Below are 12304 nucleotides of genomic sequence, written 5' to 3' on the forward strand. Positions count from 1 at the left end.
CCCCCAACCCCAACACCCACACCCAATTCCGCCTAAAGGCGGTACTACAAACTTCCCAACGCTGCCTCGCCAACCTTCACGCCGCCATCCTCTGCGCCGCGCCGCTGAGTGACCTCTTGCAATCGATCCAGCGGACTAACCACCACGACCCCCGGCCGGTTCATGACGTGCGTGTAGATCATCGTGGTTTTCACGTCGCTGTGCCCGAGCAGTTCTTGAACCACGCGAATGTCCGTGCCGGACCACAGCAAATGGGTTGCGAAGCAATGTCGAAAAGTGTGGCTGGTGACATGCTTGTGGATGCCCGCCGCATCGACCGCGACTTTCAAATGTCGTGGGAATGTTTCGCAGTGCAAATGGTGCCCCGTGAAAAGCGGTGTTCTGAGTCGACGCGGCGACATTGCCATCGACGGCCAGGTCCGTCAAGTGAGCTTCCACGTCAGACGGGCCGATCGATTGAAAGTCGGCCAAGCACGTCAGTCCACGATCGGCCATGAACGCTTTCACTTTGCCGACGTAAGACCGCTCGGTCTGCATTCGCATCCCGTCCTTGCGAAGCGCACGGCGAAACTGCCCGATGGCATCGGGTTCTTTCGAGTCAATCACGTGATCGGGCGAAAAGTCCCAATCGGCCTGTTTGTGGCGCTGATGAAATCCGGCAAACTGCTTGAACCAGATCTTCGCCCATTTCAGGTCTTGCTCGGCCTGAGTTGGCTTGGAGAACATATCCACTGGCGACACTCCCATCTCGCGTAGATTCGATCGAAGTGACCGCAGGTCGCGATCACTCCCCCCCCCCTCAGCAATGGTCTGTCCGCGGCACCGGCACCAGGTCGCGGGCCTGTGCGCAAGCGCGCACTATCCAGTGGCGGTCGTGCAACCGTGTAGCCAGCAGAGAATGCGGAGAAGGCACGGAAACGACCGACTCATCGAATGCTGTCGTTTCATGATTGCATCCCCCGTCTGGACCGGTGACAATAAGGTCCCGGCCGTGAAGCCCATCGGCACCAACCGGTGATAATAAGCTTGGTCGCCACCCGGCCTACCGAAGGTCCAACCGGTGATAACAAGTCAAAAACTCCTATCATCACCCACCGTAAAGGGTGAGAAACAAGTTATCCGATCGGCGTTAGCGTATTCGATGGAACGTGTGAACAATTTGCCTGCGCCGAATTTCACATCTCGCATTTCAGTTCGAGACATTCTTGTTTTCGTGACGCTTTCTGCGGTTACAACTGCGCTGTTCATTTCGCATTCCCGTTGGGCAACAGTTGCATTGCTCGTGACGATCTACATTTGTGGTTGGCGCCTGCTCAATGTGAACGTCAATCCTATCGGCAAGATCATGATGCTGCTTGTCGCAACCGCATTGCTTTCACCGCTGCTGTTGTGGTCTTCGTCGCCCGAAAGTCGCGAATTTAACCAACGAATCGGATACGGTTGGGGCGGATCATATCTGTATCCGTACTTTGCTATTCTTCCAGTTCCAATCCTGGCTTTCGCATGGAAGTGCTTTCGTCCCAATCAGACCCTGCTACGATATGCGTTAGAATCTACGTGCGAGTGCTTTGTGCTTATTCCGCTGTACGCATTGTTCATCGTTGGAATTTGACGCTTATGTCCAGCGTGAGCGAGTTGGGCGGATAACAAAGCCGTGCACACGGAGCACGGCTTGCAAGTTTTTACAAATGGAACGTTGTCACTCCGTGCCCGGTGACGGCTGACGTTCTGTCACTGAATCACTGAAGCCGCCTCATGAAATCTAGCCGTTTCGGTCTCGGTGCAATCTTGCTGGCAACCCTGACAGTTGGTGGCTGCCTCTATGTCGGTTCGATCGCAATCCGGAGCCTGGATCCATTCCCAGTCCTTGAGTTCGTCAACAAGCCTGGTCCCGCCGGGTCTCGCAAAATGTACTCGTGGGACTTCACGGTTGATCCGGCTGCCATTCGCGGTATTTCTATGAAAGCGGCCTCGAGCATCGACTCCTATTCAACATGGTCTAAATTTGAATTATCTCAATCTGACGCTAAGAGGCTCGCTGCTGAATTGCATTCGCGGATGGCAACAATTGACGCCTACCTCCAACGTACAAAGGAATGTGAACAGGCAACACGAACGATTGCTTCGATCCCTGTCCGTTCGCCGACGTCCGATACACCTGATTGGTGGTCGCCTCCAACTGGCACTGGAGACGCGACGGAGAACATGCTGTGGTATCCCGATGCAACCTATGGCGTCGCACAGGGATGCTATACTATTTTTGATGCATCAAATGAAACTCTCTGGGTTTACGAATACGCTGCCCAGCACGACTCACATTGGAAACGCGGTACACGTCCGCCCTATGGAAACTCTACCACCCCTGATCCACAAGAATGACAGAACCATGGGATGCAACGGAGCGGCGGTGGTGCGGTTTTTGGTGAGATCAATGTCAACTCCCGCCGCCCGCTGATCCCGAACGTTCTGCTATCGAACCTTGACGTCACACGCTTGCGGAATGCCTTGGTAGGACCACAGCAGTTCCCGGTCGCCCTTCGCTATTGGGTGGTGAGCGTGGAGTGGAGGTGCATTTGAAGGCTGGTCGAGTTGTCGTGGCCTGCTGCGATGGTGATTTCGTGCCTTCGGAACTGACGTCCCACGCTCGTGGGGCGTCCCTAACGACAAATCGGAGTGAGAGTGCTCGGCTGGGCGCGTGCGTCACCAGTGCTGAGGCCAAAATCGACGTTTTAGACCGCTGAGGTTACGCTACTTCTGGCCGATCTTATCCACGAGGCGGCGGAACACCCATCGCCGATCCACTGAGCATCGCTTGCCAAAGTTCGGCAAACGATTCAAACACGAAGTGATTCACATGGCTGCGAAGCTTTTCCCACAACGCTCGGCGACTCTTGAACTTCTCCTGCACCGAGGCAAACAGCGGACAGCATGCTTGCTGTACTTGGTCAACCATGAACGCTAAAAACATCAGCAGCATCAGTACCGTTGATAGGTTTTGCTTTCCATGACCGTAGTTGTGTTCAAAGTGATAGCCTTGATTCTTGAGCGTATTAAACGTCTCATTCTCAATCCGCCAGCGACTACGACCTCCCGCGGTGAATTTCGATAGCAGCGAACGATCTAACGTGACGTTCGTCACCCAACTGAATCGCTTGCTCACTTCGCCGCTATCGTTGTCGTATTCAAAGTGCTGCAGAAAATTCACTCGCAGAGATTGATTCGACGCATTGAGCGCCAGGTCACTGACGTACTGGGTCTCGCTTTGGATGACGCGGTTACCGATCGGGTCAACCCGTGTGAGTGTTTCGATTCGGTCTTCGTCGCCCGCAGCAATCACTTGATCGAACAAGTGAGCGTGGTCACCCGGTTTTGCACCGAGCAAGTAACTCATCTTCAGATCTTTCAGGTCGGCGATGTGCGGAGCGTTGCTGGCCAGTCCGTCTTCGACCACGATCAGCTTGATCTTCGGATAGAGCAAGCGAATTCGCCTCAATAGGCGTCGTGTCGCATTGCGTTCGCAATCGTTTTTGGTTTCTCCGTCTTGTTTGACGATGGGTTCGATTGCCAGTGGGATGACGACTTTCTGGTCGGGATGAACGAGCACCGCGGCAACCGCTTGATGCACATACTGAATCTTGCCACCACTGGTTTTACGTTCCAAGCACTCGGGGCAATGGATCTTTGAGGAACAGAAGTATCCAGTGCCATCGATCGCTAGCAGGTAATGATTGTTGTGGAACGCGAACTCTCGCAGGACGTTCCCGCGTTGAAGTTCGTGGAAGATGTCTGCAAAGGCTTCGTTGAGATGACTTGTATCGATACCATCAAGGATCTCTCGCATGGACGTATCGCTGGGAATAGCGTCGATCCCGAAGAGTCGTTTGATGGCAGGTTCGCCGGACCGTTCTTCAAAAGCTAACAGTGATGGGTCTTTGAGTGAGAACATCGCAAACGCAGCCAAGAGAGTATCCACCATTGGATAAACCGTCCCGGATTGTTCCCGCGCGTCGGGGACCGATTGAAATCTCCGGCGTAACGTATCGATGAGTGCATCAGCGCAAAGGAATCGCCGCAACTTGGGGAACGGGGGCGCCGGACGGGTCATGATCGATCGCCTTGGACGAGAGCGAAAGCCGTCCATTGGAGCGTCAACCCCCGGCTCCAATCAAGGCTTCATCCAATCGCGACACGCTAGCAAATCACCACACCGTATTTTACGGGATTTAGCCAACCGCCGGGAACTGCTGGTAGGACCATGACTTCGGAACTGCCTTCGCGCGAGAATTTCAATGAATTTTGGACTCGACCGAATCGATTAACGTTTTCGATCGCGTGACTGACGTTGTACTTCGGTGGACTCGTCGCATACGCGGTTTTAGCGCCAGCATTGCTTGTATCCTTGTTGCCTGAGGCAGCGATTATAGGTGTCGCAATTGTCATTGTGATCGGAATACCGATTGTGTATTGGCAGTGGTTTTGGAAGCACTATGACAGGTTTTTACGATGTCCAAATTGCCGTGACTGGGTGGGTAGAGACATTTCTGGTAGTCTGCATGGTCCGTCCCCGAAATGGCGTACCGTGTTAGAGACTTCCAAATGCGTTCGTTGCGGACAACAAATGCTTAGCGACGAACCGATGGAAGAGCAGAACCAATAAGGATTTGACATCGCGAGCTTGCGAGCCGGTGTTCAAGTCGTTTGTTCAAGAAGCCCGGAGGTTAGCGCCGGTGGTTACTTGGGTTTTGCTTCCGGTTGCGTCTGCGCGTCGAGTGCCCAGGTCGGCACTTGCGAGATTGCTGGGCCAGTTTCTTGTTCGTCTTCCGCTGCTGTTGACGATACTGGCAGCAGTTCAGTGCTCCTGAGCGTCGCTGGTGCTGGGTTTTCTCGATCGTTATTGACGTTGCCGCGCACCTTCAGCCCCCGCCCTCCCGGTGACGCTTCGAATGATTCATGACGCTGCTTTGAAGTTCTCATTTATCCACTGTCGAAATATGTCAGCGAATGTTCGGGGATGATCCCGTCGGATTGCAGCGACTCGTAGGTCACCTCCACCACCCGCAACTGGCCGCCACAGACGGCACACCGAAGCGGCGCCGTCAGTGGTTTCTCTTGCGGTGCGTGACTTTCTTGCCCAGGTTCATCGTTCCGGTGATCTTGGAGATGGCTTCCTGAACGGTCGTTTCAGACATCGGGTTCTTGGCCGTGCTGATCTCGTGCTTGGCCAGTGAGTGCCCGCGTCGATTGCCGGGGAACAGCAACGACGGATGCCGGTGCGTGCACCAATAGCTTCGCAACAACTTCAGCGTTGAAGGTGGCAGCGGCAGTAAGCGATCTTTGGCTCCTTTCCCGCGATGGATGTGAGCGAACCCGCGAGCGGCATCGATGTCACCAACCTGCAAGCTCAACGCTTCGTTGAGCCGCAGTCCCATGGTGTAAACCGTCCAAAATTGTCACGGGGCGCTCGAAAAGGGACCACCTGTGGGCGCCTAAAACGCCCCCACCCAAATGGATAACGCAAGCCAATTCGTTTTTTGGATTTACAGCCCGTTACCCCGTCCTCGGGGCTTTAAATCCGAAGAACGAATTTGCGGACACACCTCAAATTGGTGGGGGCACGAAAAGCGCCCATTGCTGGTCCCATCGAGGCGCCCCGTGACACCAAAAAAGAAGAGCAATGCTGCCAGAGCTTGGTTTTGCGTCCCCGCAGTAACTTCACCGACGACTGCTAGCTCGGTTAGGAATTGCCCAATTTCGGGCTCGCCATATTTGTCCACATTTTCGTCGTCCAAGTGGCGAATGAAACGAACGAGCCATCCGACGTAGGCCTGTTCGGTGGACTTTGGGTGATGGAGCACCCGCATTCTCGCTCGCATTTTGCGTACAGCTGCGGGTTCATTCGGATCGATCAGTCCTGGCAAGCCTTCGCCAGGCATACCGCCTCCATTCTCGACTGCCACCCTGGCGCGCTTTTCAAGTTCAGCGAGCTCACCAAGCTTCTGTTTGAAATGAACGAAATCCACCTCGTCATTGCGTAAGACAAGCGCTTGGTACCACTCGACCGCTCGGGCCGCCTGCAATCGCTGCCAGGCTGGCACGCCCCGATCGCGGAGAGAACGGAGGAACGCGAGCACCCGGGACGTCTCAACCTTCAGAGGCTCACCGTCATCTTGCTGTAGTCTTGCGTATTCATCGAACCATTGCGGCATCCATGCCAAATCATTGGGATGCAGCTGGGCACGGCTCAATCGTTGACGAAACAGCTCAACAGACATTGGAACATCCTCAGCGAAAGGCACCTCCCATCAGTGAACGTGTGCTCTACCCCCCCCCCCCCGCGGCGGGGGAAGGCAAGCAAAAAGTGCTTTGAATCAGAAAAGTTCAATCGAGATTCGGTTCTCTCTTCCCCCTCGCTCGGGCTAAGCGTATTATGCACGGGTCAGCCGGGCATAAAACCCTTTATCCTCGCCTGACCCAGTCTGTAAAATGTTTAGACCCCGTGTGAGGCGGGGATAATTAATCGTTCTGTCACTCGGAGACTACAACCTTCACTGACGACACCGAACCTCGCAGCGTACGCCCCTCGATTGAAACGCGACTTTTGCGTCGCCTGCTCGATTGGCAGGTCGAACCAAACGCAACGGTTGATGGCGGACGCACTCTCTTTCAAGAGATCTGCGGCCTACTGGAATTCTATATTTGCGGATGTATCCCGTACGGTCCCGACAATGTCGGTGGGTGGTGGTCTGACGGCGTCATTCATCTTGAAATCGCAAATCCCACCCTCAATCGGTTCACACTGCTGGGTGTGACGTGGATCGACTCACTTGGCATCGCGCCCTTTGAGATTGATTTCGACATCACACGAGACGATGACACTTACTTTACCAAGACCATCTTTCGGATCGGGATTCTCGACGACTACGGAAACCCGACTGTTTGCGATCGTAGTCTTGCTACGTCGCGTGTTCTCGACGCTCGTCCACGGTACAATCGAGATTGGGCGATGACCGTCGAGTTGACGCCTCCAAACGAAGACAGGACAGAACAATGAAATGCACGGGAGGACGGGAGTCGCGTTTCTTGGTCTGCTTGCACGTCTTTCGCCCGTCCCCCGTGATTTCTAACGTTATCTGGCTCGAAATTACTTCACATGTGGCCGTTTCAGAACAGAGAGTCCAAGAAGAGAACACCATGTGTCTCAATTGGTGACATCGTTGCCACTTGGGGGCAAGACGGTTGGTCCTTCTCGGACGGCACGATTGATTTCACGATGTACGAGAATGATATTTTCGATACTTCGATCTTGCACAAACTGCCAGACTTAAGGACATGGATTTCAAACCTACAAACTGAAATTGACGCCATCATCAACGAGCATGTTGCTGACTGGGGTTTGGAACGCGATGACCGTGAAATCGTTGCAATTGACGTTTCACGTTTGGCGACGGAGAATCAGGTTGACGTCGCATATGGTTGCGAACAATGGGCTGACTACGGCGTCAATATCGTCATCACCAATGGAAGGATTACTGAGTCGTACGGCGGTGATTAAGCTGCTAATTGAGCTACAAACACGACAATCGCCAGATAACCATGCCGTGAACCGAAGCGGCGAAGTCGGCGTTTTTTGAAATTGATAATCCCCTGTCGCCGCTCGGTTACGGCCGACGTTCGTTGCAATAATAGATTCAGAGTGGAGTTACGTTGGCTATTCCAATCTCATCTTTTCAGGCAGCTCTGCTCGGTCACGGTGCGATTGTGGAGGGATACGCCAAGCGTCCACCCGGATTTCGTAAACGCGTTGTCCCTAAGGATCTGCGGTCGTCGTACGAAAACATTCTTACTGCGATTCTTCTGTACGACGGCGGTGCGACCGTTGCGCCGAATATTGCATACTCACATCTCACAGATTTAGCTGATGCACACGAACTGATTGCACCAATTGATGTTGCCGGTTCTCGTGACTTCGAAACCCGCATTGCGCACGCGTATGAACTTGGCTTCATGTCGTTCCGCCGACGCGAAAATCGTGTCGCCGAAGTAGCGCCAAGAATCACGCATACTGGACTGAAGTTTCCGGATCATTCTCTCGATGATCAGCTCGCTGACATAGATGATGACGAGCATATGGCTCAATCAGTGGAACTCGTGACCGACATTGCAGATTCAATTTACGGAATCTGGCAATTGACTCACGGTGACGAATTCGAGCGATCTTGGATAAACCATACAAGCGCCTTTTCTGACTACCTGGGCCACCACGAGTCAGTTATCGAAAGTGACGAGGATGCCGAAGAATCGCTGCGCGACGTAATGTCTGACGTGCTGAATAGGCTCCCCTATCACATGGGGCTCTATTTTGACAATGATCGAGTTTCGCAGGAGATAATTGGCGAACCTGCATTTTTCAATTTTGATCCAGAAGAAATGCGTGACGTTTTTCAAACTGAAGACATGCTGTCTTCCTCAAAGGGAGTTTTTACGAATCATCTTCAGCAAGGTCTCGCGCTCGGAATGCGACCGTCGCCGGCCAAATTCCTCGCTTGTCACTCCCTTTGGAGAACTGTATTCGAGTTTTCTCGAATGCTTGATTTCGCAACTGATAATAAGACGGAACTCTTAACATCGATTTCCCGGCTAGGAAAACAGTCTGACGCACGCACCGTCGCTACATCCGATGAACAAGTGGGTGCGTACCAGTTACTCAGTGACACTTTACCCACCGTTCCTCGTGTTGCGAGCATTTCGGAACTCCTGCGGCTGAGGGATGACAGGCATCTCCCGGCACTTAGATCATGCGTAAAAGAATGGGCAAGCGCGATGGCGCTTGGTGACGGCGTCGCCTGCGCCAGGATTGCCAAAGATGTTACAAATGCTGGGAAGGCGATTGACCGCGCTAAGCAACTGAAAACTGCGTCTCAAACGGTCAATTACATAACGATTCCCGTTGCGGTCGCGGAGGCTCTTGTCGGAACTTGCTTCGGCTTACTCCTTCTGCCGGTCGGGCCATGTTTGGATTTGGCCGCGTCGCGGTTGCTCAGCAAAAATTCCTGGATTCAATTTGGCGGACCAATCGACTAAGAAAGCAACGAACAATTGCGTGAACCGGAGCGGCGAATCTGGCGGAATTTGAAATCAACGCGTAACTTCGCCGCCCGGTTACGCTGAACGTTCGCCGACTGAAATCGTGTCTGACCTGATTATGGACCTCGTCAACACCTCCGATGATTAATGCGTGATCCTGTCTTCACCGCCACGGAACGCCGGACTTGGGGCGATACTGCTGTGCATGCTCGACCAGGTCGCCTTGCTGTGGCTGCACTGCTCGCTGCTGGTGTCCTTACACTAGCGCTTGTCGGGTTTGCTACAACCGGAAATCTGAATTCGTTTCCACGCATCCTGAAGCCTTTGCTGATTCCCGGAATCTTCGGCCTATTCATTGTTGGCTCAGTAACCGGATCAATGCTCTTCGCGTATGTTGCATACGCTGCCTGTATGATTGTCGTTTACGGGGCCATTGGTACAATCGCCGACCTCGCGACTCGCGTCTGGCTTAACCGGCGTTTGTCTGACGTCAGCCAGTTCCCAGAAACGGCGGCGAACCATCCGATGCAACCGAGCGGCGAAGTCGGGCGTTTTGAAATGGATGATCAACCGTCGCCGCCGGCTGATCGGTAGCGTTGAACTTAATCGACTCATGATCGGTGCGCTTGATTGTTGCCGAGTTGGCTCGATGCCGCCGCGGCGTTGGCGACGCACGATGACCGGACTCTCCTCGCGTCAGCGTTTTGTTGGCGATCTCCATTTGCTTCGGCATTGAGCCCGTTGCGGCGTGACGTTGGTCACGACCGTCTATTGCGCACGGTTGTTTCGACGACTGGGGCCGGATAGCTAAAGTCGTTGCCCGGATAACTCTTCAAAGCGAATGAGCCTGCGCGCTCACGCAAATACTCTTGGTAGTTTTCACTTCGCTCGCCGTGCATGGCCAGCGTGGTGACTCCTCGACTGTTTGTGGTTCGGATCGTTATGAGTGTCCTTGCAAGTCCGCTGGCTGCGGCGATTGCCAGCCCTGTCCTCGCTGGGGTGAAGAAGCCCAGCGAAGCGATCCAGCCGTCCAAGGATTTGACGGTTGCGGCGCTGCTCAAGCGGTACACGTCGCAGTACGTCAAGGCGAATGCCTCCGCGGCGGCCCCACAAGTGCAAAGCACGTTGGCAAAACTGGCGCTGTGTCGCACGCGTGCGTTGGGTGGTCATGTCTATCTCTGTGAAGGATGCCAATCCGAAACGCCCGTCTACAACTCTTGCGGCGATCGTCACTGCCCCCAGTGCAGTGGTGCGCGACGTGCCGATTGGTTGGATTCGACTTGCGAGTTGCTGGTTCCTGGCGCGACCTATTTTCAAGTGGTCTTTACGTTGCCTGAGGAGCTCTCGGCCCTGGCGTTGGGAAACCGTCGTGAAGTCTACAACCTTCTGTTTCGTTCCGCTTGGGAAGCGCTGCGAGGACTGATCGCCGACGAGCAAGGATTCGAGGCTGCTGCGGCGATGGTGCTGCATACTTGGAATCAGAAACTTGACGCTCATGCACATGTGCACGCGTTGGTGCCAGGCGGCGGCCCGTCGCTGGATCCTTCGCGTCCCGGTTGGATCCATAGTCGCAAGCAGAACGGGAAGCCCTCCTCAGCACCCTACTTGGTTGATGCCAAAGAACTTCGCAAGCGGTATCGCGAGGCTGTCTTGAAAGGGCTACGTCGATTGCGAGAGAAGGGCAAGCTCAAGTTGCAAGGTCAGTTCCAGGCGTTGCAGGATCAAGCAGGCTGGGACGAGTGGCTCGGTCGCTTCGAGCACAAGACTTGGGTCTCGTTCATTCAAGGCCCACCGAATGAGCATTGCCGTCCCGAGCATGTTGCGAAGTACTTAGCACGTTACATGACGGGTGGTCCGATCAGTGATCGTCGCCTGATTTCGCACGAGGATGGGAAGGTCCAGTTTTGGGCGCGAGTGGGGAATCAGACCGGCGGAGGTGATGGACGTGCTGCGCCGTACACGTTGAGCGGCGTGGAGTTCGTTCGTCGTTGGTCGATGCACATCCTTCCTAAGGGTTTTACGAAGTCACGCCGCTACGGTGGTTACAGCAACCACCATCGCGATCGCTATATGAAAGAATGCATCGCGTTGCTGCCAGTGGAGACGCCCCCCAACGCCCACCGTCGATGAGGAGGCGGGGCCAGAGGAGGCGGCTGAGGAGTTGACACCGCAGTGCGTCCATTGCGGTGAGCCGATGGAGTTGGTGCAGTCGAGCTTCAAGCCAAGTTGGAGTGAAGTGATGTTCAGCAAGTATCGACCAAGATGGTATGCAGATGATTAGCAACCAGCGTCGCTTGCACCCATCACCATCAGAGGGCCGCGATTTCCGTTCAGAAAAACCGGAGGTTGATTGCTGCGCAAAGATCGAAAATCGCAGCCAAAGCCGAGCGGTCAGGCCCCAACACGGTTCTCGCGTGGTGGGACAACTTGCGATCAGCGTCGTGCCTGGAGTAAACTGGCAGTGCAGCGGGAGCAACCAATTTGATTGATTCCGCATAGGTTTCCCCCAGGTCGGCGATCATGAGTCGACAAAGTTCAACGCACGATCTATCCATCAGCCAGGCGGTAACCCCAACATGCAGCATTGGGGTCTTTCACGCCTGGCCGAAGGATAGATCGCAATTCGTTATCCGACTGAATGTATGACTGAAGTCAACCCATACACATCACCGAATGAGGCAACCTCAATTTGCTCGCCTGCCACGGTTCGGAGGCCCTGTCCTGTCTGCCAGCATTCCTTGGCACTTTACACCGTTCTGTTACCACTGCCGCGCTGCCCTGAATGCAAGAACCGCATCCGCCTTCGCGGAACATCGACAACCCGGTCGCTTGCGTTTTACACAATGCTCGCTTGCATCTTTGCGTGCCCTTCTATTCCCGGTAATCCGATGGTGAAACTGTTGACATCGGTCGGGATATTCCTGGTCCTCACGACTTTCTGGTTTCACTATTTCGGGACTCCAAAGCTTCCGTCTGGCTGGTTTGGGTTTCAGTCTGCTGATGTCGTCGCGAGCGAACGTGATTCCTATCTACGAATCGTCGGCCGCGGTAGAATGCAAAGCGGATAACCAATAAGGATTTGACATCGCGAGCTTGCGAGCCGATGTTCAAGTCGTTTGTTCAAGAAGCCCGGAGGTTAGCGCCGGTGGTTACTTGGGTTTTGCTTCCGGTTGCGTCTGCGCGTCGAGTGCCCAGGTCGGCACTTGCGAGATTGCTGTGC

General features: G+C 54.3%; 11 protein-coding genes and 2 pseudogenes. 7 read left to right on the top strand and 6 right to left on the bottom strand.

Features of this window, described 5'->3' with window-relative positions:
• Positions 1-44: 44 nt before the first annotated feature.
• On the bottom strand, positions 45-356 hold the full coding sequence (locus tag K227x_RS06655) for a tyrosine-type recombinase/integrase (RefSeq protein ID WP_391540421.1): 312 nt from the start codon (positions 354-356) through the stop codon (positions 45-47).
• A gap of 64 nt (positions 357-420) precedes the next feature.
• Positions 421-747, bottom strand: a pseudogene (locus K227x_RS31510) (hypothetical protein); the annotation flags it as partial.
• Positions 748-1150: 403 nt separating this feature from the next.
• Here K227x_RS31510 and K227x_RS06665 point away from each other — a divergent pair.
• Positions 1151-1612 carry a hypothetical protein gene (locus K227x_RS06665; RefSeq protein ID WP_145168809.1) on the top strand — a complete coding sequence of 154 codons (462 nt, stop codon included), beginning with the start codon at positions 1151-1153 and terminating at the stop codon, positions 1610-1612.
• A 143-nt stretch (positions 1613-1755) separates the two neighbouring features.
• Positions 1756-2379: a hypothetical protein gene (locus tag K227x_RS06670; RefSeq protein WP_145168810.1), complete on the top strand. Its 624-nt coding sequence runs from the start codon at positions 1756-1758 to the stop codon at positions 2377-2379.
• Positions 2380-2764: 385 nt separating this feature from the next.
• On the opposite strand, the gene K227x_RS06675 is transcribed toward K227x_RS06670, so the two are convergent.
• From K227x_RS06675 to K227x_RS06685, 4 genes and pseudogenes are all read right to left on the bottom strand, one after another.
• Positions 2765-3976, bottom strand: coding sequence for a transposase (locus K227x_RS06675; RefSeq protein ID WP_218933267.1), 1212 nt, complete (start codon positions 3974-3976; stop codon positions 2765-2767).
• A 998-nt stretch (positions 3977-4974) separates the two neighbouring features.
• Positions 4975-5121: pseudogene (locus K227x_RS31685) on the bottom strand (IS91 family transposase); the annotation flags it as partial.
• On the bottom strand, positions 5097-5429 hold the full coding sequence (locus tag K227x_RS06680; RefSeq protein ID WP_145168811.1) for a tyrosine-type recombinase/integrase: 333 nt from the start codon (positions 5427-5429) through the stop codon (positions 5097-5099). The pseudogene K227x_RS31685 and the gene K227x_RS06680, both read right to left, overlap by 25 nt.
• Before the next feature lie 108 nt (positions 5430-5537).
• Positions 5538-6272 carry a site-specific integrase gene (locus tag K227x_RS06685; RefSeq protein ID WP_145168812.1) on the bottom strand — a complete coding sequence of 245 codons (735 nt, stop codon included), beginning with the start codon at positions 6270-6272 and terminating at the stop codon, positions 5538-5540.
• 326 nt (positions 6273-6598) lie between these two features.
• Between K227x_RS06685 and K227x_RS06690 the strand changes: the two genes are divergently transcribed.
• From K227x_RS06690 to K227x_RS06710, 5 genes are all read left to right on the top strand, one after another.
• A complete protein-coding gene (locus K227x_RS06690) occupies positions 6599-7051 on the top strand; it encodes a hypothetical protein (RefSeq protein WP_145168813.1) in 453 nt (150 codons plus the stop codon).
• A gap of 219 nt (positions 7052-7270) precedes the next feature.
• Positions 7271-7552 (top strand): hypothetical protein, encoded by a 282-nt coding sequence (locus tag K227x_RS06695; protein WP_218933812.1) that lies wholly within the window; start codon positions 7271-7273, stop codon positions 7550-7552.
• Positions 7553-7704: 152 nt separating this feature from the next.
• Complete coding sequence (locus K227x_RS06700) at positions 7705-9081, top strand: hypothetical protein (protein ID WP_145168815.1); 1377 nt, start codon at positions 7705-7707, stop codon at positions 9079-9081.
• Between the two features lie 231 nt (positions 9082-9312).
• Positions 9313-9678: a hypothetical protein gene (locus K227x_RS06705; protein WP_218933813.1), complete on the top strand. Its 366-nt coding sequence runs from the start codon at positions 9313-9315 to the stop codon at positions 9676-9678.
• Between the two features lie 348 nt (positions 9679-10026).
• Positions 10027-11214 (top strand): IS91 family transposase, encoded by a 1188-nt coding sequence (locus K227x_RS06710; protein WP_218933814.1) that lies wholly within the window; start codon positions 10027-10029, stop codon positions 11212-11214.
• Positions 11215-12304: the final 1090 nt, after the last annotated feature.

The organism is Rubripirellula lacrimiformis (assembly GCF_007741535.1).
Taxonomy (GTDB): domain Bacteria; phylum Planctomycetota; class Planctomycetia; order Pirellulales; family Pirellulaceae; genus Rubripirellula; species Rubripirellula lacrimiformis.